15 protein-coding genes and 6 pseudogenes are annotated in these 21,572 nt (G+C 68.1%); 10 read left to right on the forward strand and 11 right to left on the reverse strand.

Annotation, left to right across the window (positions count from 1 at the left end):
• Positions 1–82 precede the first annotated feature (82 nt).
• Both OG609_RS00145 and OG609_RS00150 read left to right on the forward strand, forming a co-directional pair.
• Positions 83–1,624: an MFS transporter gene (locus OG609_RS00145; protein WP_327270850.1), complete on the forward strand. Its 1,542-nt coding sequence runs from the start codon at positions 83–85 to the stop codon at positions 1,622–1,624.
• A 155-nt stretch (positions 1,625–1,779) separates the two neighbouring features.
• Positions 1,780–2,727 carry an isopenicillin N synthase family dioxygenase gene (locus OG609_RS00150; protein ID WP_327270851.1) on the forward strand — a complete coding sequence of 316 codons (948 nt, stop codon included), beginning with the start codon at positions 1,780–1,782 and terminating at the stop codon, positions 2,725–2,727.
• 749 nt (positions 2,728–3,476) lie between these two features.
• On the opposite strand, the gene OG609_RS00155 is transcribed toward OG609_RS00150, so the two are convergent.
• Together OG609_RS00155 and OG609_RS00160 are read right to left on the reverse strand one after the other, a co-directional pair.
• Positions 3,477–5,000, reverse strand: coding sequence for an FAD-dependent monooxygenase (locus OG609_RS00155; protein ID WP_327270852.1), 1,524 nt, complete (start codon positions 4,998–5,000; stop codon positions 3,477–3,479).
• 55 nt (positions 5,001–5,055) lie between these two features.
• Positions 5,056–5,754, reverse strand: coding sequence for a TetR/AcrR family transcriptional regulator (locus OG609_RS00160; RefSeq protein ID WP_327270853.1), 699 nt, complete (start codon positions 5,752–5,754; stop codon positions 5,056–5,058).
• Between the two features lie 609 nt (positions 5,755–6,363).
• Here OG609_RS00160 and OG609_RS00165 point away from each other — a divergent pair.
• Positions 6,364–6,507: pseudogene (locus OG609_RS00165) on the forward strand (DNA-binding transcriptional regulator); the annotation flags it as partial.
• Between the two features lie 452 nt (positions 6,508–6,959).
• Here the strand turns inward: OG609_RS00165 and OG609_RS00170 are convergent.
• Together OG609_RS00170 and OG609_RS45895 are read right to left on the reverse strand one after the other, a co-directional pair.
• Positions 6,960–7,283 (reverse strand): annotated as a pseudogene (locus OG609_RS00170) (ISL3 family transposase); the annotation flags it as partial.
• A pseudogene (locus tag OG609_RS45895) lies at positions 7,231–7,584 on the reverse strand (transposase family protein); the annotation flags it as partial. The pseudogenes OG609_RS45895 and OG609_RS00170, both read right to left, overlap by 53 nt.
• A 243-nt stretch (positions 7,585–7,827) precedes the next feature.
• Here OG609_RS45895 and OG609_RS45900 point away from each other — a divergent pair.
• The 3 genes from OG609_RS45900 to OG609_RS00185 all read left to right on the forward strand — a co-directional run bounded on the left by OG609_RS45900 (position 7,828) and on the right by OG609_RS00185 (position 9,304).
• Entirely contained in the window at positions 7,828–7,938 is a 111-nt protein-coding gene (locus tag OG609_RS45900; protein WP_385652183.1) for a DUF6207 family protein, read from the forward strand.
• Positions 7,939–8,150: 212 nt separating this feature from the next.
• Positions 8,151–8,909, forward strand: a complete 759-nt coding sequence (locus OG609_RS00180) for a hypothetical protein (protein ID WP_327270854.1) — start codon at positions 8,151–8,153, stop codon at positions 8,907–8,909.
• The gene (locus tag OG609_RS00185; protein ID WP_327270855.1) at positions 8,906–9,304 is read left to right on the forward strand and encodes a GntR family transcriptional regulator; all 399 of its coding nucleotides are present in this window, start codon (positions 8,906–8,908) and stop codon (positions 9,302–9,304) included. The genes OG609_RS00180 and OG609_RS00185 overlap by 4 nt, the downstream gene beginning before the upstream one ends.
• A 393-nt stretch (positions 9,305–9,697) precedes the next feature.
• Here the strand turns inward: OG609_RS00185 and OG609_RS00190 are convergent, their stop codons facing one another.
• Entirely contained in the window at positions 9,698–11,656 is a 1,959-nt protein-coding gene (locus tag OG609_RS00190; protein WP_327270856.1) for a hypothetical protein, read from the reverse strand.
• A gap of 382 nt (positions 11,657–12,038) precedes the next feature.
• On the opposite strand from OG609_RS00190, the pseudogene OG609_RS00195 reads away from it, so the two are divergent.
• Positions 12,039–13,429, forward strand: a pseudogene (locus OG609_RS00195) (IS1380 family transposase).
• A 282-nt stretch (positions 13,430–13,711) separates the two neighbouring features.
• Positions 13,712–15,102: pseudogene (locus OG609_RS00200) on the forward strand (IS1380 family transposase).
• 177 nt (positions 15,103–15,279) lie between these two features.
• On the opposite strand, the pseudogene OG609_RS00205 reads toward OG609_RS00200, so the two are convergent.
• Positions 15,280–15,792, reverse strand: a pseudogene (locus OG609_RS00205) (transposase); the annotation flags it as partial.
• A 542-nt stretch (positions 15,793–16,334) separates the two neighbouring features.
• Between OG609_RS00205 and OG609_RS00210 the strand changes: the two are divergent.
• The gene (locus tag OG609_RS00210; RefSeq protein WP_327270857.1) at positions 16,335–17,027 is read left to right on the forward strand and encodes a hypothetical protein; all 693 of its coding nucleotides are present in this window, start codon (positions 16,335–16,337) and stop codon (positions 17,025–17,027) included.
• 176 nt (positions 17,028–17,203) lie between these two features.
• Complete coding sequence (locus OG609_RS00215; RefSeq protein WP_327270858.1) at positions 17,204–17,554, forward strand: hypothetical protein; 351 nt, start codon at positions 17,204–17,206, stop codon at positions 17,552–17,554.
• On the opposite strand, the gene OG609_RS00220 is transcribed toward OG609_RS00215, so the two are convergent.
• The 5 genes from OG609_RS00220 to OG609_RS00240 all read right to left on the reverse strand — a co-directional run bounded on the left by OG609_RS00220 (position 17,551) and on the right by OG609_RS00240 (position 21,461).
• A complete protein-coding gene (locus tag OG609_RS00220) occupies positions 17,551–17,730 on the reverse strand; it encodes a hypothetical protein (RefSeq protein ID WP_327270859.1) in 180 nt (59 codons plus the stop codon). The genes OG609_RS00215 and OG609_RS00220 overlap by 4 nt on opposite strands.
• Positions 17,731–18,042: 312 nt before the next feature.
• On the reverse strand, positions 18,043–18,549 hold the full coding sequence (locus tag OG609_RS00225) for a hypothetical protein (protein WP_327270860.1): 507 nt from the start codon (positions 18,547–18,549) through the stop codon (positions 18,043–18,045).
• A gap of 131 nt (positions 18,550–18,680) precedes the next feature.
• The gene (locus OG609_RS00230; RefSeq protein ID WP_327270861.1) at positions 18,681–18,857 is read right to left on the reverse strand and encodes a hypothetical protein; all 177 of its coding nucleotides are present in this window, start codon (positions 18,855–18,857) and stop codon (positions 18,681–18,683) included.
• A 307-nt stretch (positions 18,858–19,164) separates the two neighbouring features.
• Positions 19,165–20,202: a DUF2599 domain-containing protein gene (locus OG609_RS00235; RefSeq protein ID WP_327270862.1), complete on the reverse strand. Its 1,038-nt coding sequence runs from the start codon at positions 20,200–20,202 to the stop codon at positions 19,165–19,167.
• Positions 20,199–21,461 (reverse strand): hypothetical protein, encoded by a 1,263-nt coding sequence (locus tag OG609_RS00240; protein WP_327270863.1) that lies wholly within the window; start codon positions 21,459–21,461, stop codon positions 20,199–20,201. Before OG609_RS00240 ends, OG609_RS00235 begins: the two co-directional genes overlap by 4 nt.
• Between the last annotated feature and the right edge of the window lie 111 nt (positions 21,462–21,572).

A 21,572-nucleotide genomic window follows, 5' to 3' on the forward strand; every position in this document is an offset into this window, starting at 1 on the left:
CAAGCGTACGGCTTGGGCCGGAGCGGGACGGACCTGGATGGTGACCAGGTCGTTGTCCGACCGGTGCAGGAGTTGGGAATCTATGCGTATCTGGGGGCCGTTGGCCGCCATCTGCCTGGGCACGTTCATGTTGCTCGTCGACGTGACGATCGTACTGGTGGCGCTGCCTGCCATGTCTGAGTCGCTCGGCTCGTCACTGTCCCAACTGCAATGGGTCGCCGACAGCTACGCGCTCGCGGTGGCGGCCGCCCTGCTGGGCGCCGGGAGGCTGGCCGACCTTCACGGCCGACGCCGGATGTACGCGGGCGGACTGATCGTCTTCGCCCTGGCATCGGTCGCCTGTGCGCTGTCGCCGGGCATGGCTGTACTGATTGCCGCCCGCATCGTGCAGGGACTGGGTGCTGCGGCGATGTTCACGACCACGCTGTCCCTGATCAGCACCCTGTACTCGGGTCGCCGCCTGGCCCTGGCCTTCGGCACCTGGGCGGCCGTCGCCGCCAGCGCCTCCGCCCTGGGACCGATCCTGGGCGGCCTGCTCACCCAGACCCTGGACTGGCGGTGGATCTTCTACGTCAACGTCCCCGTCACCGTGACCGCCCTGATCATGACCCTCCGTTACATCCCCTGCACCGCACCACCGGTGCGGGACACCTCACAGCGCCTGGACGTTCCCGGCCTGGTGCTGTTCGCGATCGGTACGAGTGGTTCCGTCTACGCCCTGACCGAGGCACACGTCCAAGGGTGGGTATCGGCAGGGACTCTGGTGCCACTGGGAGCAGCACTGGGCGCATTCGTCGCCTTCCTGCGAGTGCAACAGCGCCGCCGGCACCCGCTGCTGAACCTGTCCCTGTTCCGCCGGCCCGCGTTCACCGCTGCGATGCTCACGATCGCGGTCGGCGAGGGCACCGTCTACGGAATCATGCCGTACACCTCTCTGTGGCTGCAGTCCGTGCAGCACCTCTCCCCGCTCGCCGCCGGTCTGGTCGTGCTGCCGCACGCGGCGGCTGCCGCATCGGTAGCAGTGCTGGGCGGACGCCGGAGATTCAAGCCCTCCCCCCGTCTGCCCGCCCTCGGGCTCGCCCTCGCCGGTCTCGGGGTCGGCGCCGAGGGCTTCCTGGGACCCGAGTCGGGCTGGCCCGTCCTGGTGGCGGGCCTGGCCCTGAGCGGGGTCGGCATGGGCCTGATCTTCCAGGTCGCCGCAGCTCTCGCGCTGGGCTCCGTCCCGGCCGAGCATGCGGGTACCGCCAGCGGCACCTACAGCACCTTCGAACAGCTCGGCTACGCCTTCGGAGTAGCTGTCTTCGGCGCCCTGGCCGTCTCCACCATGACCACGTCCCTCCGCAGCAACGTCACCGATCCCGTCGTCACCGCGCAGACCCTCTCCGGCGGCGGTGCCGACAGTCTCCTGGCCCAGGTCCCGGCCGCACAGCGCGCCGGCCTGGAGCACACACTCCATGCCGTGTTCGCCACCGGGCACAACACCCTCGCGCTCACGGCTGGTGCCGTGGCCCTGGCCGGAGCTGCCCTCGTGCTGTGGCTGTCCCGACAGCCCCGGGAAGAACGCTCAACGGCCTTAGGAGAAACCACCACTGACACCCGGCCGGCCGCGGCCGCCGTCGAATGAGCCCGGCGGCAACCGGGCCCCCACCACGCGATCTGCGACACAACGCACGGCGCGAACATGTCCTGACTCGCGCAGAGATCGCCACACTCCCACTGGCCGTCTTCAGCCTCACTCATACCCCGGCCCTGACCATCGACGTCAAAGGAGGACCCACCATGGCCACCACCCCGATTCCCGTCATCGACCTCAGCCGCTGGACATCGAATCACAGCGCAGAACAGGAGCGGCTCGCCGCTCAGGTCGACCACTCCCTGCAGTCCACCGGATTCCTGCTGGTGACCGGACACGGCATCGAGCCGGATCTGCCCGGCCATGTACGCGCCGCGGCACACGACTTCTTCCACCTGCCCCAGGCGGCCAAGGAGCCTTACGACCAGAACCGACGCGGCTGGATCGGCCGGGAGCGGGTGACAACCGCCCGGTCCGAAGGCACCCACACCCCGCCGGACCTGCTGGAGGTCTGGTCATGCGCCGTCGATTCCTCCGCACGGCCCGGCAACGCACAGCAGATGCCCTGCGACTGGCCCGACGAAGTCCCCACCCTGCACCCGCTCGTCACCGCATACACCGACCGGATGCGCACCCTGGCCGATACGCTCCTCGAAGTCATGGCGACCGCGCTGCGCCAGCCGGCCGACTTCTTCACCCGCCACACCACGCGCCCGCACTGGGACTTCACCCTCAACTGGTACCCGGCAGCCCACGAAACCGGCACCGCCGCCCCCGGCCAGTTCCGCGTCGGACCGCACACCGACTTCGGCCTCATCACCCTCCTGAACCGGCAGCCCGGCAAGGGCGGCCTTCAGATCTACGACGACGAAGCCGGCTGGCAGGACGCTGCCTACGAGCCCAGCGCCTACACGCTCAACATCGGTGACCTCATGGCCCGCTGGAGCGGAGACCGCTGGCGCTCCGGCCGCCACCGCGTTCTGCCGCCGCCCCCCGAGGCCCCACAGGAAGAACTCACCTCACTGGTGTACTTTCACGCCTGCGCACCCCACACCGACATCACCTCGCTGCCGGCCCCCCTCGGCCGCAGGCCCTACAGCCCTGTACGCGCTGGGGACTACCTCCACGACAAAATGCGAACCATCCTCGGCTGACCCCGGGTACACACCGGCCCAACGCTGCGTCGTCAACAGGCCACCCAGGTAGAAGCCCGTCAGGTGAAGGCCCCGGTGGCCGATCACAAGGCCGACGTCGGCAGCAGGCCGCATCGTGCGGGCACTTCGCCCGGAAGCCGCCTCGGGGCCGAACGATCACACAAGGCCCCGGCCCTCCACGGGAACAGAGAACAGGACACCCCGCTCCGTCCCCTGCCCCGCCACGACCCCACCATCCCGGCCCGTGACTCATCGCACCGCCGCCGGAGGCCACCCCCATCGTTGCCAAAGGAATGCTGGAGCCGATGGTCAGCGGTGCGGTTCCATACTCGTTGCTGATGCGGATGCGGATGCGGTGTCCGCCGCCTGTGATGCGGACGATTTGCCGCAGAGTCGCGTTCTCGAAGGGCTCGATGCAGCTGACGGAGTTGTTCGGTGCCTGCGGGAAGGCGCCCCAGGTGCGAACCCATGCAACTGTGTGCGGGGCCGAACCTTCGGAGCTGGAGGGGGTGTTGATGGCGCTGTTCACGGTCGTTGCCCTTCGGCTGTCGGGTATTGCGGCGGTGCTTGAGGGTGTTGGTGCTCGACGAGTTCGGTGTCAGGCGGCCTTGCCCGATGCGGTGAAGGGGCCTGGGCCTCGTTCGCGGTCTCGCGCTTCCAGACCGATGCTCCGGCGCAGGGGAGGTCGGTCGATCCGCAGCGGGTGGACGGCACCGCGTCTGGAACGGGCCGGGGAGCCGCCGTTCGTTCTAGCTCTGCGGCGCGCCGAACCACTGGGCAGCCGCCTGCTCGAACGCGTCGCGATCCGGGGCGGGCTCGCTCGCCCAGGCCACGACGCCGTCGGGCCGAATCAGCGCGGCACCCAGCCCGAGGTCGTTGCGCGCCGGGCCGGCCGCGTAGTGGATCCGGCCTGCCCACTCCTTGGCCGCGACCTGCAGCGCACGGTCGGTGCTGAAGTCGAGCACCACTCCCTGCCCCTGGCGCAGCAGTTCGCCGAGGCGGGTGCCGTCCTCGAAGCGGAAGTCCGGGGCGGTGCAGCCGATGAGGGGCTGTTCGCTGCCCAGGTCGTAGCGGTTGAACAGCCCCGACGTCTTTCGGTACACGTGGGTCGTTCCGTCGGTGGTGCTCATCAGATCGTGGACGAGTTGACGCAGCGCGGGGGCGTTGGGGCCCGGCTTCATGGTCGCGACCTGGGCGCGGGACCAGTCGAGGACGGCGGCGCCGACGGGGTGCCGCTCGGTGGTGTAGGTGTCGAGCAGGCCCTCGGGAGCGGAGCCGCGCACGGTGGCGGCGAGCTTCCAGCCGAGGTTGCCGGCGTCGCCGATGCCGAGGTTGAGGCCCTGGCCGCCCAGGGGCGAGTGGATGTGTGCTGCGTCGCCGGCGAGCAGTACACGGCCCTCGCGATACGTTGTCGCCTGCATCGCGCGGTCGGTGAAGCTGGAGGCGAGATGGACCTCGCTCAGCGTCACGTCGGTGCCGCTGATACGGCGCAGGACCGTCTGGAGGTGCTCGCGGGTCAGCGGCTGAGAGCGGTCGAAGGTGCCGCCGTCGAAGTCCATCATGCCCAGGTGACCTTCGAGGGGCGTACGCAGATACATGCCGTTCGGCGTCAGGTTGAAACCGAGCGGCAGCTGCTCGGGGTCGGCGAAGGTGACCTTGGCGACGTAGCCGGTGAACAGCGGCTCGGTGCCCACGAATTCGAAGCCGGTGAGCTGACGTACGGCGCTGCGCCCGCCGTCGCAGCCCACCAGCCAGCGCCCCTGGTACTCCTGGCCGCCTGCCGTGACGAGGACAGATTCGGTGTCCTGCGCCACGGCCGTGACGGGAGCATTCCGGATGATCTCGACTCCGAGCGCGGTAGCCCGCTCGGACAGCACCGATCCGACCGCTTCCAGGCTCGTCATGAACCCCTCCATCGCCGGGCTGGGCAGCCGAGAGGGGAGGGCTGCTGTGTCGATGTCGGCCGCGTTGAGGGTCATGCCCGCGAAATGGCTCAGCTCGCGAGGGTCGGGTGCCTCGACCGCTTCCGGATCCGCACCGACCTTCTCCGGGTTGACTCCGGAAGCATTCGCTGTCGCTTCCAGTAGGCCGCGGCGGTAGAGCGTCTCGGCCGACCCGGCGTTCAGGCCCCGCAGCCCGAGCGGGAATGCCTTCAGGGGCGAGGTGAGTCCCGGGTCCCGCTCAAGGACCAGAACTGAGCAGCCGGACAGGGCCAGCTCGCCGGCCAGGAACAGACCGACCGGACCGCCGCCCGCGATCACGACGTCATGCATGAGAGGTGTCCTTTCGAGAAACGAACGATGGGGTCAGCCGGCCAGATCGGCCGGGTCAGCACAGATGGGTGAGGCCGTCGAGGATGACGGCGATGCCGGTGAGGTACTGCTCGCGGTCGTCCTGCTCTCTCATCTGGCCGACGATGGCGTGCATGAACGGGTAAGCCTCCGGGTCGAGCCCCTGCCATGCCGTCGACGCCGCGTCGAAGAACTCGTCGCGATCCCCGTCAGGGTCGATCCCTGAGGTGTCCCCCTCGATGCGGGCGTTCTGGCTGACGGCTCCGAGGATGTAGTGCACGAGCGTCGAGGCCGCGTCGAACCAGGAGGCTCGCGGCACGCCCAGGGCGCCCATCTGCCCGCCGATCCGCTCGAAGATCCCCACCGTCACCGGGCCGACCGGATTCCGGATGATCTGGAGGGTCAGCCGCGTGGCGAGCCACTGATGTGCGGCGATCGCGTCGAACAGGGCCAGTGCGACGACACGGATCTCGTCCCCGGGTGTGGCCGCAGCCCCGGCGGGCCGGGTCGCTAGCGCCGCGCCGATCACGGTTTCCGTCGCCGTGTCGAGCAGCTCGTCACGAGTGCCCACGTGGTAGTAGATCGCCCCGGAACCGGTGGACAGCCTCTCGGTCAGCGCCCGGATGGTCAGCGCACTCTCGCCGCCCGCATCGAGCATCTCGACGGCAGTGTCGATGATCTGCTCCCGGGAGAGCACCTGGTTGCGCCGCTGTGGTCGGCGCGCTCGCGTCGTCATACCTCGATGATGCCGCATTTGGTGCAGCGATCCAATTTAGTGCGCCGTACCAAACTAGACGGTCCCACTTTGGAACAGCGCACCAACATGTTGGTCGGCCGACGTCGGCCGCAAGAGCTAAGGGGTGTCATGCACGAAGGACCCGGCGCTCCTGGCGAAGTGGGGATCAATGTCGTCTGGCGGATGACTGCAGACCAGTGGAAGGCCAGGACGGCTGAGCACGCTGAACGATCGAGCGTGCTTGTGTGCGTTCAATCTCAGTGAATCCCAAGCGGAGGGCGCATGTCGCCTTGATCGGGTCGCACGGGTCTTCCCCCTCAGTACCGGTGTGATCGGGCGCGCGTCCGAGGGACCGTACGCGGGCCCTGATCACCGCTGCCGGTCAGGTCGCACCCCTCCGGGGTCAGGAGCACCCCACGACTCGGAAGGCCAGGCAGACGACGACAGTGTCCGCCCTGCAGTCACAGGACCACATTGCCGACGACGACGGGCTGCGACCCGGACGATCCAGCGACGTGGACGCCGCCCGGCCCCGGGAGCGCAGATTTGTGAAGTACCAGCTCTCGCTCGTGAACAGAACCAGAGGTGGAATGGGCCTGAGCCGGCCAGACAGGCGGCGGCTACCGGCTGGCCGTCGGCGCGGCGATGCCCCCGCTGCTTCTCGACGACGAAAAATCCGTGGCGGTGACGATCGCGTTGCGAATCGCCGCAAAGGGCGCCGTCCCCGGCACCGAGAAAACCTCGCTGCGGGCGTGCCGGACGCCCGGTGGTGCCGGGGCAACAACACGGATGCGTCGGCGGCGCCTCGGTCGCAGGTAATTGCTGATCGTCTGGTAGCTGCCGCGGTAGCCGAGTTCCTGGAGCTCGGCGTGGAGATGGATCGCGTTGGTGAATCCTGCTGCCCAGCGTTTGTCCAGGTGGGGCTTGTAGGGGTCGAGGTGGCTGGCCCTGGGCTGGCGACGCCCGCTCCGTAATTCTTCGGGGACCGCGGCTCGTGCGGTGCGGCAGACGGTGTTGCCGCCCATGTGCAGTTCCCGGGCGATCTCGCGGATGCCGTGTCCCTGGGCCAGCAGAGCATGGACGGTTGCGTGCCGTTCGCGGATACGGGCCTCGATCGGCGACATTTTCTTCTCTGCATCCGCATGGTCGGCGACCGTATCGTTCGCCTGGCCGTCATTTCTGACGGCAACCTTCTTCAGGCAATCATTGTGCCGTCGCACGCTGCGTTCGACGGCGGTGCCGAGGTTCTGCCAGAGATGGAAGCGGTCTGCAACTTGAATCGCGTTCGGGGCACCGGTGCGGGCGCCGCCGGCGTAAGAACCGCTCCGGTCACGGCAGATGATCTCGGAGCCGGGATGTTCACGTAGCCAGCCGGCCAGGGTCGCAGCGTCGCGGCCGGGCAGCAGGTCGAGAGGCCGGCCGGTCTCGCAGTCGATGAGCACGGTGCCGTGGTGCTGTCCACGACGGGTGGCGAAGTCATCGACGCCCAGCACCCTCGGAACGGTCCAGGCAGGATCGGGCAGAGCCATAACCGCCCGTAACAGTGTCGACCGGCTCACCCGTGTATGCAGGGCAGCGGCGAGACGACTCCCGGCCCGCGAGCGCGACGGCGACAGCCTCCAGAACCCACCGAGCGGCAGGCGTGCGGCGGCTATAGCGAACGGTCAGGCCATCGACCTGTTCGGCGAAAGTACGCCGCGAACAACGAACGTTCTCGCAGTACAGCCGCCGCACCGTCAGCTCGATCCGTACCGGCCGATCCCCAACCGGAGTGTCGGCAAGGCTTCTTCCGTACGTGCTGTGCACCCGATTGGACACCACCGCACACCCAGGGCACGGCGCCTCGGCCTCTCGCCACCATGCGAATCACTCCGCACTCGAAGAACACGCGCTCCACCAGCAACTCGCTGAGGTGCGGAAACAGGTCACCGATCAGCTCATCACACCGCACCACGGTCCCAGATCACGCTATGCCGCCGAGACGGAACCCGTTGATCGCTCTCACGGAATTTGTGCCAGAACCTCCTAGAAATCAACGAAGTCAGGCCGGGCAATGGCCGCGTCAGAGGCAGCATGAAAATCGACGCCCAGCACATCGATGAGCCCGGTCTTGTGGTTCTCGACATCACCGCCGCCGACGAGGCAACCACCCACGCCGTAAGGGCCGAGCTGGAGCAGCGGTGAGCCGCCTCCGGCATCACCTCCGTACACAGCGAACCGGGAGTACCAGGGGTGAGGGGGCGCGTTTACGCCGACATCCGGCGCCGTGCCACCACGGACTAGATGCAGCCGACCGATGCCGGGCGAGCCAAGCGTGTCATCCTCTTGACACAATTCAACCCACTAGGCAATGTGTCACATAGTTGATACACATCGTGGGAGGGGAAGGAATCGGCATGTCTGCTGCCGCAGGTACGGAAATAGCGTGGCGGGCGAGGCTCGACACTCCCGTGCGATGGGCCGGCGCGGCGACCGGTCTGACTGTCAACGCCCTGGTCTCCTTCAGCGCCGATCCTGATGTGGATCTGCTGTACGGGTTCCCCGTGTTCGGTCTGTGCGTCATGGCCGGCGTGTTCACGGCAGATGTGATCGCGCGCCCGAGTCCTGGCCGACTACGAGTAGCCGAAGTGACACCGCGCCGGATCCGGGACTATCTGCCCCGATTCCTGACCGCTGCGCTGGCCACGCAGGCTGCTGTCTTGCTGGCCCTTCTGATCGTCGCCACCGCAACCGGATCGGCGGACGCCGACGGCCGTTCAGGACGTGCTCTGTCCGTTGCATGCCCGAAAGGCACCCAGCTGCTCTCGCCCTGGCCAGGCCCCTACTACGCCTGGCCAGCCCTCGGCGGTCTCGCGCTCGGAACCGTTGCCTGCGCACTGCTTCTGCGTCGTGTCACCGCGCGGTCCGGGAGCGACGATCAACGCCGCACGAGCGTCCGGGCAGCGGTCGGCGCATGGGGAGTGCTGGTGACCGCCCCTCTTTTCGCTGTCTCCTTGACGATGGGCGTTGTGGTGCTGAGCCTGTCCTGCGCAGGCGAGATGAAGGACGTGGCCGTGTGGGGGCTGGCCGTCACGGCCGTCACCGCTGCACTGACCGCGTGTCACTGTCTGGGCGTCCTGCTGCTGCCGCAGGCTTACATCAAGGCTCGCCCATGACAACAAGTGGCATCAACGTCAGCGTCAGCCACGCTTCCCCCGTCCCACCGTACGAGCAACTCCGTGCACAACTAGCGGATTTGATCTCCATCGGCCGACTGACCCAGGGGGACAGACTTCCGTCCGTGCGCCAGCTTGCCTCCGACCTCGGGCTGGCCAACAACACCGTGGTGCGGGCATACCGCGAACTGGAGACCGCGGGCCTGGTCAAAAGCCGCCGAGGTTCTGGTACCCAGGTCATCGCCCCGGCGGCCACTACCGACATGAAAGCGAAGCTCGCGGAACACGCAAGCAATTACGCGGCCGCCGCCAGGCAACTCAATGCCACTGACGAGGAAACCCTCGCGGCAATCCGGCATGCTCTTGCATGTCGCAATACACCGGGGAGTGTCTAATCAGCGGCGGATCTGCTGCCGTCGTCGCCCTTGCGATGAAATTGAGGGCCGGGATAGCGATCGCAAGGGGCACCGGCCTTGGTACATCGGTACAGCGGTTATCGGGGAGAACGATCAAGGTCGTGCGCTGGGCGCCGCGACGTCCGGCCATGGACGGGGAACGCCGATGTCCCAGAGGGCGGCGAAGTCGGCGTGGGCCTGCTCGACGGCTTCGGGAGCCGACGCTCTCTCAGCCGCAGCCGCAGCCGCACGGCAGCCCAGCCTCGAACCGCACGGTCTTGCGCTCGCTAAGGGCGGCTTTCATAGGTGAGTTGAAGGCTGGCCACCACCACCTCTGAGTCGACCGGGTCCCGGATCGGCAGACGCGGGCCGGTGGTACCGGCCCGCGTCGGGTCAGCGCACGGTGACGGGCTTTGTGGTGGCCGTGCCGTTGGTCCAGCCGTTGCGGTGGGCAGTGATCTTGACGGTGATCTTCTGGCCACGGTCGGCCTTCACCAGGACGTAGGTGGACTTGGTCGCGCCGCTGATGGGCTTGCCGTTGCGCTTCCACTGGTACGTGTAGGAAGTGGCGGACGGCGACCAAGTGCCGCGGGCAGCCGTCAGCTTGTAGCCGACCTTGACGGAGCCGGAGATCGACGGCGCGGTGGTGGCCTTCAGGGTGGGGCCGACCGCGACCTTCAGCGCAGGTGAGGTGGAAGCGACGGAGCCCGCGCCGTTGCTGACCGTGACCCGGCAGGACACCTTGTGGGCGTAGTCGGCAGAGGTGAGGGCGCGGGTCTTGGCGGTGGCGCCGGAGATGACCGCGCCGTCGCGCAACCAGGACCAGGTGGCCCTGGTGTTGGTGCCGTTCCAGGCGGCGGAGCAGGTGAGGGTGGTGCCGGTTCGGGCCGTTCCGCTCACCGCAGCGTTGGTGGTGATCTGTGGCTTGATCAGCAGGGTCTGCGACTGGGACCACACCTGGGAGGTATAGCCGCCGCTGCCGGCGTACTCGGCCTTGCGCCACAGCACCATGGCCCGGCCGTCCGGTCCGGCAGCCACCTCGCCGGCGAGGGCGTCGGTGTTGGGGACGGCGGCGACGGGCGTGTTGTTCAGAGCGGTGGCCTTGCTCCAGGTGCCGTCGGCGCGCACCGCCCACTCAAGGTAGTTGTCGTCGCCGTTGTCGATGCTCGGCACCTGCGGCCACACGACCTGCACGGTTCCGTCAGGGCCGATGGAGGCGTCCACCTGCCAGTTGACGTAGCCGGTGGACAGCGTCTTCGGCGCGGACCAGGTCCCAGTGCTCGCGGTGCGGGTCACGGTCTGCACAACGGGGGTACCGGCGGTGCGGCTCCAGCCCGTCCACACGTAGGTGACGTCACCGTTGGGCGCGGCCAGCGGTTCACTTCCGTCGCTGTAGTTGATGGCGGAAACGGCGGTCTGAGTGGCACCCCAGGTGCCCGAAGGAGCGGTACGGGTGGCGGATTTGAGGTCGTCGGCGCCGTTGCGCCACAGCACGGTGGTGGCGTTCTTGGCGTCCATCGCCACCTGCGCGTTGCTGGACGTGGCGTCGGTGCCGGGCAGCACGGAGGCGCTACTCCAACTGGGCTGGGCCGAGGTGCGGGTGGCAGTGGAGACCGTGTGCTCGTCGGTGAAGCGGTTGAGTTCATCCCAGACCGCGGTGGCGGCGCCGCCGGGGGCCACCGCGAGGTCGAAGCTCCAGATGGATCCGGTAGTGGTGGAGCCCAGCGTCCGGGGTACGGACCACGCTCGGTCGCCGGGGGCAAGGTCGGCGGTCCTCACATCGTAGTTCCGGTACCCGTCGCCCTGGTCCCATACGGCAGTGAAGGTGCCGTCGGCCGCCGCGACCAGGCGGGGCGTGGACATGTCCAGGCCGTCCCAGGCGGCGAGCGTGGCCGGGGCGGACCAGGCTGCCGTGGCCGGGTTCCAGCCGGCGGCCAGGGCGACCAGCGAACCGTCTGCACCACTGCCGTCCAGCCAGGTCACCACGGCCCGCCCGTCGGCGCTCACGGCAAGGACGGCCGCGGAATTCTTGTCACGCCCGGTCACCAGGGTGTGCGGCGCACTCCACGTCGCGCTGCCAGCAGGCCGGACGGCGGTCCGGAAGTCCCAATCGGTGGCCCCGGCGGCCTTGTCCCGCCACAGCGCGAACGCGGCGCCGTCACCAGCCACCTGGACATCGATGAGAGTCTGCTGGCCGTCCGCTCCGGTCAGGGCGACGGCTGTGCTCCACGGCCCCGCCGACGCGGTGTACCCGGCGGCGGCCGAGGGAAGGGCGGTGCCCAACGAGACCGCGGCCACGGTGGCGGCGAGCGCCACGGCGGCAGTCTTCGGTATGCGTATCTTCAGTGCCATTACGGCTCCTGTCTCAGGCGAGCGCGTCTTGCGCCCGGCATGCTCGCGCACATCGGAGCGAGGGGGCGCAGCACCGGCGGAAGGCAAATGGCGTAGATGCCCTCATGCGGATCACGACGCCACCGCTCCCGCGCCGTGGTCATGATGACAGGACGGAGTAACGGACCATGCTGCCGGGTGCTGGCAATCTTGTACGGACCACAATGCCGGGTTTGATACTGGTGGGCTCGCGTATTCAACTGTCACCAGTTGTGACTTAGCCTTGATCCACCGATCTGATGGCTGTGGATGACTCTTCGAGAAACAAGGAAGTGCCTTGTGACCTGCGATGATGGGAGTTCTTGAGGCTTCCAGCACGCACGATCGGCAAGGCACTTCCGAGATGCAAGTTTCCCATACTCCAGCGGCGGTCTCCGCTGCGTTCGATGACCCGAATCTGGTCGCGCATGCCGGGCTGGTTCCGGTGATGCGGCTGGCCGAACGGTGCGGGCTGTCGGGCCTGGTGGCGCAGAAGGTGAAGCTGAGCGGGACGAGGAACGGCGCGGGTGCGTCGGCGGACGTCAAGGTCAGCAGCATCGTGGCCGGCATGGCGGCGGGCGCGGACAGTATCGACGACCTCCATATCCTGCGGCACGGCGCGATGCCGGCCCTGTTCCGGGGGCCCGTGCGCCGTCCACGCTGGGCACCTTCCTCCGTTCGTTCACCCACGGTCACGCACTCCAACTCCACGCTGTCCACCGCAGGTTCCTCGGTCAACTGGCCGCGCACGCCCCGCTGCTGCCCGGTGCCGGCGACAAGGCGTTCATTGATATCGACTCCACCCACAAGCGGGTCTACGGCCGGGCCAAGCAGGGTGCCGAGTACGGCCGGTTCAAGGGCATCCGCACCCTGCACCCCCTGCTCGCCACGATCTGCACCCCGCACGCGCGGCCGGTGATCGCCACAGTACGGATGCGCCGCGGCAAGGCAGCCGATTCCCGTGGGGCCCCGAAGTTCGTCAGTGAGGCGCTGTCCACCGCCGTCGAGGCGGGCTGCACCGGCACCCGGATCCTGCGAGCGGACTCGCAGTTCTACAACGCCGGGGTGATCTCGGCCTGCCGCCGGGCTGGAGCCCACTTCTCGATTACCTGCGGGTTGAACCCCTCCATCAAACGGGCCGTCCTCGGCATTCCCGACCAGGCCTGGCAGCAGATCACATACCCGACCGCGGTGCCCGATCCTGCAACCGGTGAGCTCGTCTCGGACGCCGAAGTCGCCGAGATACCCGCCTACACCGCCTTCGCCAGCCGCACGAAAGCGGAGCGGGTCACCGCGCGGCTGATCGTGCGCCGGGTCCGTGACCTGGCCAAACCCGCCATTGTGGGTGAGCAGGGCGAGTTGTTTCCCGTCTGGCGCTACCACCCGTTCTTCACCGACCAGCCTGCACAAACCCTCCAGGCCGAACGCGAACACCGCCACCACGCGGTCATCGAGCAGGTCATCGCCGACAGCAAAGCCTCCGCCCTGGCCCACCTGCCCTCCGCACACTTCCACGCCAACGCAGCATGGCTCACCCTGTGGGCGATGACCTACAACCTGCTGCGGGCCACCGGCGCACAAGCCTCCGCCTTCCACGCCAGGGCCACCACCGCCACGATCCGCACCCACCTGGTCCATGTTCCGGCCCGGATCGCCCACTCCGCCCGCCGCATCACACTGCACCTACCGCACAACTGGCCCTGGCAGCACGCCTGGACACACCTGTTCTCCACGGCCCACGGACCGGCCGGCTGATACGAACAGCCCCTGCCCACCCCGCCCGCAAGGGCCCGACCGGAACCGAACCGTGGAAATGCTGGGCAGACCAGCGGAAACAACCTGCCCTCACCCGACCACCCGACCCCAAGCCGATCAAAAGACCACTCTCAAACCACCTCGGTGGATCAAGGCTAAGCCTTGATCCACCGATCTGATGGCTGTGGATGACTCTTCGAGAAACAAGGAAGTGCCTTGTGACCTGCGATGATGGGAGTTCTTGAGGCTTCCAGCACGCACGATCGGCAAGGCACTTCCGAGATGCAAGTTTCCCATACTCCAGCGGCGGTCTCCGCTGCGTTCGATGACCCGAATCTGGTCGCGCATGCCGGGCTGGTTCCGGTGATGCGGCTGGCCGAACGGTGCGGGCTGTCGGGCCTGGTGGCGCAGAAGGTGAAGCTGAGCGGGACGAGGAACGGCGCGGGTGCGTCGGCGGACGTCAAGGTCAGCAGCATCGTGGCCGGCATGGCGGCGGGCGCGGACAGTATCGACGACCTCCATATCCTGCGGCACGGCGCGATGCCGGCCCTGTTCCGGGGGCCCGTGCGCCGTCCACGCTGGGCACCTTCCTCCGTTCGTTCACCCACGGTCACGCACTCCAACTCCACGCTGTCCACCGCAGGTTCCTCGGTCAACTGGCCGCGCACGCCCCGCTGCTGCCCGGTGCCGGCGACAAGGCGTTCATTGATATCGACTCCACCCACAAGCGGGTCTACGGCCGGGCCAAGCAGGGTGCCGAGTACGGCCGGTTCAAGGGCATCCGCACCCTGCACCCCCTGCTCGCCACGATCTGCACCCCGCACGCGCGGCCGGTGATCGCCACAGTACGGATGCGCCGCGGCAAGGCAGCCGATTCCCGTGGGGCCCCGAAGTTCGTCAGTGAGGCGCTGTCCACCGCCGTCGAGGCGGGCTGCACCGGCACCCGGATCCTGCGAGCGGACTCGCAGTTCTACAACGCCGGGGTGATCTCGGCCTGCCGCCGGGCCGGAGCCCACTTCTCGATTACCTGCGGGTTGAACCCCTCCATCAAACGGGCCGTCCTCGGCATTCCCGACCAGGCCTGGCAGCAGATCACATACCCGACCGCGGTGCCCGATCCTGCAACCGGTGAGCTCGTCTCGGACGCCGAAGTCGCCGAGATACCCGCCTACACCGCCTTCGCCAGCCGCACGAAAGCGGAGCGGGTCACCGCGCGGCTGATCGTGCGCCGGGTCCGTGACCTGGCCAAACCCGCCATTGTGGGTGAGCAGGGCGAGTTGTTTCCCGTCTGGCGCTACCACCCGTTCTTCACCGACCAGCCTGCACAAACCCTCCAGGCCGAACGCGAACACCGCCACCACGCGGTCATCGAGCAGGTCATCGCCGACAGCAAAGCCTCCGCCCTGGCCCACCTGCCCTCCGCACACTTCCACGCCAACGCAGCATGGCTCACCCTGTGGGCGATGACCTACAACCTGCTGCGGGCCACCGGCGCACAAGCCTCCGCCTTCCACGCCAGGGCCACCACCGCCACGATCCGCACCCACCTGGTCCATGTTCCGGCCCGGATCGCCCACTCCGCCCGCCGCATCACACTGCACCTACCGCACAACTGGCCCTGGCAGCACGCCTGGACACACCTGTTCTCCACGGCCCACGGACCGGCCGGCTGATACGAACAGCCCCTGCCCACCCCGCCCGCAAGGGCCCGACCGGAACCGAACCGTGGAAATGCTGGGCAGACCAGCGGAAACAACCTGCCCTCACCCGACCACCCGACCCCAAGCCGATCAAAAGACCACTCTCAAACCACCTCGGTGGATCAAGGCTAAGACCGACCGGCAAATGGATCACTTGAGGCGTCGGGTGTTGGGTCGGCCGTCCCAGCGGTAGCGCTTGATCGAGCGTCTGATGAGCATGCGGAGTGTGACGAGTGCGGCCGCGAGGTGGAGGTAGAAGTCCACGACTTTGCCGTCTTTCTCGGTGCAGCGCCGCAGCTTGCCGTAGCCGTTCATCCAGGAGTGCGTCCGCTCGACCACCCAGCGCTTCCCGGCCTGGATCGGTGCCGGGATACCTTTGCGGGCGATCTTGGCGGTGAAGCCCAGCTCGGTCAGCAGGGCACGGGACGTGGCGCTGTCGTAACCGCGGTCCAGGTTGACGCTGATACCTTCGGGCATCGCGCCGACTTGGGTGCGGACAGCTTCCAGGGTCGGGCCGAGCAGGGGTGAGTCGTGCCGGTTGGCCCCGTCGGAGACGATGCCGAGCGGGACGCCGCAAGCGTCGGAGGCGACCGAGCGCTTCAGCCCCTGCTTGCCCGGATCCACCGGTGAGCGGCCGGCCTTCCCGCCGCCGGACGGGGCCTTACGGAAGATCCGCCGACGGCGCGGGCTGACCAGGCCCGGCAAGCGGCCCACGGCCCCGGACTTCGTCCGCCGTGGAAAGCCGAGCGGGTCAGCAAAGTGGCCCGAGGTGACGCTGCGGTAACCGGCTTCGACACGGTGGAGCGGATCGCGGACGGTCTTCGGATTCCCGGTGCCCTTCTGGGGCTTGCTGGGCGCCCCTGGGAAAACACCGCCATCGCCCCCAGCACGGAGCCACCTGATGGAGATGATCCGATGAAGCGCCGCGAGCTGCTGCGCGGCGCGCTGGCCTGACCGGTGCGGCGCTCGCCGCCCTGACCGACACCCGCACCTCCTTCGACCAGACTCTCGCCGCCCACCCGGCCGACCTGTCCGACCTGGAAGCCGCCGCTGAGAGCTACGGCTACGGCTACAACGGCCAGGCCCCCGCCCGGGTCCTGGCCGACCTGGTCACCGACTTCGCCGACATCCGCCCACTGCTGGACGTCCCGCAGCCCGTCGCCACCCGGGTAAGGCTGTGCCGCACCGCCGGGCAGATGGCGGGCATGACCGCGATCGTGCTGCACGACCTCGGCAGCCGCCGCGAGGCCCGCGCCTGGTTCGCCACCGCTGCCCACGCCGCCGGTGAATCCGGCGACCGGCAACTGCACGCATGGGTGATGGGCCGCGAGGCGATGGTGGGGCTGAACTACGGCTCTCCCAAGGCCGCGGCGGGCCTGGCCGAACAGGCCCGCCGCGTCGCCGGGAACTCGCCGACAGCCGCCGCGACCCTGGCGGCCGCCGTCGCCGCCCGCGCCTACGCCCTCTCCCACCAACCCGACCAGGCCCGCGATGCGCTGGCCGACGCCGACCGGCTGATGGAACGGCTCAGCGGCGAGCAGCGGGCCGACACCTGGTTCGGGCACTGCCGGCAGAAGCACCACGTCCACCTCTCCCACGCGCTCACCGCTCTGGGCGACACCGGACGGGCACGCGAAAGCCAGGGCCGCGCGCTCGAACTGTCCGCCCCGACCAGCAGCATGACCCGCACCCTTCTGACCATCGACGGCGCAGCCTGTGCCCACCACGACGGCGACACCGAGCAGGCGTGCCGCCGCGCCGCCGCCGCTCTGGCCGTCCTCCCGGCCGGCTACCGCACCGGCCTCATCCACACCCGCGCCACGGACCTGTACCAGTCCATCCCCGCCCAGCACCACCGCGAGCCCGCCGTGCGAGACCTCCACAACGCCCTCGCCTGAGGCCAGCGCTATAGGCGCGACGTGCGGGGCATCACCGCAGGTCAGGAGCGAAACGCGCGGCGGTGTTTCACTGGGGGCGTTGCAGTGCCATGGGCTGGTGTTGCAGTCGGCGGTGCCGGGACCAGCGCTGACAGACTCGGGTGCGTTGTGATCACCGAACGCCGACGGAGGATGCGTTGAGCCAGCAGGAACAGCCCTGGCAGCCGGGCCCGAGCGATCTGCCCTTCACCACCCACCTGATCGACCCGCACGGCGACCGGCACGGCGACCGGCACCTGGGCTTCAACGAGGACGAAGGCCGGTACTACCGGCTGTGGCAACACAAGGCCCCCGAGCGGCTCCACACCGGCGACGCCATCTTCCTGCGCCCCAGCGACATCAACCAGATCAGCAGCTACGCCATGATCTGGGTCCGCAACCACCCGGAAGACCCCCGCGGCTACGAGCTCATCGACGAAGTCGCTGCCGGTGCGAAGGCGATCGTCATGCACTTTGCCCAGGCCGCCCAAGCTCCAGCACAGCGTTAGGACGACGTCCCGCCCGCCGCGCCCCAGCCCCGAACGAAGGAGGCCAGGGCGCGGCGCTGTTCTTCCTGCCGGGCGGTCTGCTGCGCGAGGACCTGGCGGTCGATGTACGGGGCGACGGCGGCGAGGACCAGGCGCCGGAGTTCGTCCGGCTCCAGCGCTTCGACCTCCCACTGCACGGGGCGTTCGATGTCGAAGCCATGGCGGCGCGCGAAGGCCGGCCACCGGGGATCGCCGCGCTTGCCTCGGTCGCGGGCAGCTCGTGGTCGTGGACGACCTGGTCGTAGGTGAGCAGCACCCGTTCGGTGTGGCTCCAGCATGCGGTACGCGCTATCCAGTCGCGTTCGACGTCCTCACCGGCGCAGTCGAAGTCGCCGACATTTCTCTGGGGCTTCGCGACTGTGCGGAAGGAGTTTCAGCAGCTCAGAGGCTGTCTTGGTGATCCTATCTGATGCAACACCTGTAGTGCAGGGGGTTGGTCCGCGGCTCACTCAATGGGCGGCCATCCGGTCTCGGGGCCTCCTGCTCAGGGACTCGCGAATCGCGCGGCGTTCGGTTTCCTCGCGGGCGAGGATCTGCCGGTGGACCTCGGGGTCGCGGTGGGCCTCGATGGCCTCGCGCACGATCGCGGCGAGGACGTCGGGCGGCAGGGCCTCGGCCTGGGTGGTGGCGGTGCCGGAGAACGACCTGCGGTCAGTCGCTTTCGGGGGCGCGATCGGCAGGTTGTGGGCCACGACCTGTTCACCGGTGACCGCGACGCGCTCGAACTGCACCTCAACGCCTGCGGCCTCGGCGAACGCGAGCACGTCTTCGGCCAGTGCCGTGAACATGTGCTCGCCACTCTGGTCGTAGTCGCCGATGTGAAGCACCCGGGTTCTGAGACCCCCTGTCACCGGCCGGACCGCTGCTTCATGCTTGCCGGCCAGGCCGTCGAAGCCACCGCTGAAGAAGCATGAGATACCGAACTCGGCTCCGATCCTGACCAGTTGAGTGACCATGCCCGCCGTTATCCCGCCAGTGTGGTGCGCTCTCCTCGCCCGGAAGGAAAGGTTGTTCTCCCTGGTGAGAGAGCTGGTATGACAGTCAGCACCTGCAACAGTGGTGTTGCTCTCCATAGGGTGCGGCGTATTTACTCCTTCGGCTCCTCCTGCGCGTCGCCGATGGCGATGCGCAGGCCATGGATGCCCTGCAGGACCCCGATGAGGGATGCCTCCGTCCGGCCAAGGGCTTGCCGCACGCCTTCCACGTCACCGCGCTGGAGGCGAAGGTGAGCGCCGAGCGCGTCCGAAGCTGTCACCACGGCCATGAAGGACGCCGCCCGTGGCCAGCAGTGCACCGAGCAGCCGTAGACGGTCCTCCTCCTGCGGACCCTCGGGCCACAACTCCGGATCAAGGACCGGTCAGCTCCCAAGGCCATCAGGGCCCGATAGATCTGGTCTGCACTGACCGGGTGCTCGCTACTGATGCTCACGGCCCCAGCTTCACCGCGAGGCGACACTGTCGGGACTGCGACCACGCCGCGTCGTGGAGGAATCCACCCCTCTGCGGACACTGAGGTGAAAACCTCCCGCAGTTGATCGTCAGGCTGCGGGAGGTTCGGTGCGTCAAGGTGATCAGTTCCAGTTGCAGGTGTTGAGCAGGGCGAGCACGCTCGTCGCGTAATCCTCGCCCTTCTGCGGACGCCAGGACTCCAGATCCCAGGTGTCACCAGCAAGGTGCTTGCCGAACAGCTTGAAGTCCCACTTCGCGTGACAGGTGAGCTGATCCTTCATCGAGGCGAGCTGCGTCTGGCTCAGTTGTGTCCCGTCGAGCGGCAAGGGCGTGGGGACCACGTTCCACACCTGCTGCCACAGTGAGTCGTAGTCGGTCGACGCCTGCTCGTATCCGGTCTGCGTCGGCGTGACGCTTACCTCGATGTGATCGGCATCCCCGTCGGGCAGTGCGTACTTGACGGAGACCGTTTCAACCCACAGCGCGCCCGCGCTCAGGACGTAGCCGGCGCACTCCCCGGTGCAGACTTCGTTACCGGGGCCCATTCCGGCACTCCAGAACAGGTCCGTATTGCGGACGGAGAAAGTCTGCCGGTATCCGTTCAGGCTGTCGTCACGCCGCTCGTCGGTGACGGGGTATCCGAACCGGCTGGCAAACTTGCCGTAACGATTCCACAGCCTCGCGATCTGCCCCCACACAGGGTGCGCCCCGTAGTCGGGATGCCAGGACATGGTGCCGCCCTCGAATTGCTGCCCCTTGCCCACCCCGTCAAGGTTGGTCAGCTCGTCGTCGACCGGATAGCCCAGGGCGCCAGCCTCCCAGTTGAGAGTGCCCCACTTGTCGCGGATGGCCCCCCATACGGGGTGCGCACCCGTCGAGGCCTTCCAGTAGATGGATCCTCTCTCGAACTGCTGCCGCCTGCCGACACCGTCCGGATTGGTGAGCTCATCGGTGAGCGGGCAGCCGAGGACACCACCGGACCGGCCGAGGCTGATGTACTTGGTGAGGATGTCGCCGCCGACCTGGTGTCCGCAAATCGACTCGTCGGCCGCTGCGGGTGCCGCCTGAACGGTGAGGGTAGCGGCGAGGGCCGCAAGGACAGTGAAGGCCGCCTTGAATGCGGGAATTTTCCGTGAAGAAGAAGGAGTGGTTGTGGTCATGTCGGGTTCCTTTCCAGCACATCACCGTACGGAGAAAAAAAGAAGCCGGTAAAGGTTGAATCCGGTCTCGCTGCGTGCCGGAAACTGGCCCGCCGAGTCGTGACGCACCGAATGCCCGGCCGTATTCCTGCGGACGTCGAGATGGAAAACCTCCCGCAGTTGGCCGTCAGGATGCGGGCGGTTTTTATCTCAGCGTCCTCTGCGTCATGGCATGTGGAGGCGTCTGCGAGGGATGACGCGGACCTTGGCGTCCTCGGTGTCCCGGCCGGAGAGGGCGGCGTTCTCCAGCGCGAGCAGGTTGGCAGCGGTCGCGATGGTCTGAAGCCGTGCCTCCAGCCTGGGAAGGTCACCGACTCCGTCCCCTGCGTCGTCAGGACCAACCGCAGCCCGGTCACCCGCTCGTAGCGGCCAGCGGCCTGGGCCCGCCTCACTGCGGCCGCGCGAGCGCACTCGCCGTAGGACAGCAGGGACTTCATCACCGCGCGTGGCATCCAGTACGGATGTCCGTACCCGCCCTTGGCGCAGGCGTCGGCCAGCTCCAAGGTGTAGTAGCCGCGGCGACGGTCGAAGGGCGGCAGCTCCGGCAGCACCACGCTCGCCCACTCCGACACCCGCAGACCGGTGCCGTAGAGGCCGTCGCAGAACGCCACATCGCGCTGTTCGTTGCGCCCCCGCCACCACCGGTCCGGACGCCCGGACAGATCCATGCCGCGAATGCCCAGGTCCAGCCAACGCTTGTAGCCGCCGGCGTCGAGCCACTTGACGTCCTCACTACGGAGCGCCCGCGGAGCATCGAAGGCGTCGAAGGGGTTCGCGACGCCGTAGCGGCTCATCCAGCGGTAGAACTTCTTCAGTCCCGCGAGGTCGCGGGTGAACGAGTTCGTCTGTACCCGTGCGACGTTCGCCGGGTCGGTCACCCGCCAGAACAGGAATTCCTCCGCGTCGCCCTCGACCGCGTCCCACCAGTTGACCTGCAACGGCACCAGGTAGTTCAACCACACCCCGACCGAGTACGTGTAGTCCCTGTACTTCCGCTCGCCGAGGTTGCGCCACTTCGCCGACCCCAGACAGGCGTTGACCCGAAGGTCCGGCCGCCCATCCGGCCCGATCATGAACCGCTGCCCGTCCCGTACACCCAGGTCTCGGGCCCGTGCCGCCAGATCCGGCGCGACGCCGGGCAGCAACTCATCGAGGCCGTGGAAGGACCGGCCGACGTCATACCGGTGTACCTGCCAGCATCGAGCACCATTCTCCCCCACGGGAACGACAACGACGCCGAGCAACAACAGTCACTGGATACAGAACGGCGCTTTCGCACCATAGTTCGAGCCGGATCGGTTGGCCGGCCTGTCGGTCGACGCGGTAGTCGT

Origin of the sequence: Streptomyces sp. NBC_01224, from assembly GCF_036002945.1 — a bacterium.
Lineage (GTDB): Bacteria > Actinomycetota > Actinomycetes > Streptomycetales > Streptomycetaceae > Streptomyces.

Excerpts from the sequence above, each read along its gene's own strand:
- OG609_RS00145 (WP_327270850.1), top strand. The coding sequence starts at position 83 with ATGCGTATCTGGGGGCCGTTGGCCGCCATCTGCCTGGGCACGTTCATG.
- OG609_RS00150 (WP_327270851.1), top strand. The coding sequence starts at position 1,780 with ATGGCCACCACCCCGATTCCCGTCATCGACCTCAGCCGCTGGACATCG.
- OG609_RS00155 (WP_327270852.1), bottom strand. The coding sequence starts at position 5,000 with ATGCATGACGTCGTGATCGCGGGCGGCGGTCCGGTCGGTCTGTTCCTG.
- OG609_RS00160 (WP_327270853.1), bottom strand. The coding sequence starts at position 5,754 with ATGACGACGCGAGCGCGCCGACCACAGCGGCGCAACCAGGTGCTCTCC.
- OG609_RS45900 (WP_385652183.1), top strand. The coding sequence starts at position 7,828 with ATGAAAATCGACGCCCAGCACATCGATGAGCCCGGTCTTGTGGTTCTC.
- OG609_RS00180 (WP_327270854.1), top strand. The coding sequence starts at position 8,151 with ATGTCTGCTGCCGCAGGTACGGAAATAGCGTGGCGGGCGAGGCTCGAC.
- OG609_RS00185 (WP_327270855.1), top strand. The coding sequence starts at position 8,906 with ATGACAACAAGTGGCATCAACGTCAGCGTCAGCCACGCTTCCCCCGTC.
- OG609_RS00190 (WP_327270856.1), bottom strand. The coding sequence starts at position 11,656 with ATGGCACTGAAGATACGCATACCGAAGACTGCCGCCGTGGCGCTCGCC.
- OG609_RS00210 (WP_327270857.1), top strand. The coding sequence starts at position 16,335 with ATGACCGCGATCGTGCTGCACGACCTCGGCAGCCGCCGCGAGGCCCGC.
- OG609_RS00225 (WP_327270860.1), bottom strand. The coding sequence starts at position 18,549 with ATGGTCACTCAACTGGTCAGGATCGGAGCCGAGTTCGGTATCTCATGC.
- OG609_RS00230 (WP_327270861.1), bottom strand. The coding sequence starts at position 18,857 with ATGGCCGTGGTGACAGCTTCGGACGCGCTCGGCGCTCACCTTCGCCTC.
- OG609_RS00235 (WP_327270862.1), bottom strand. The coding sequence starts at position 20,202 with ATGACCACAACCACTCCTTCTTCTTCACGGAAAATTCCCGCATTCAAG.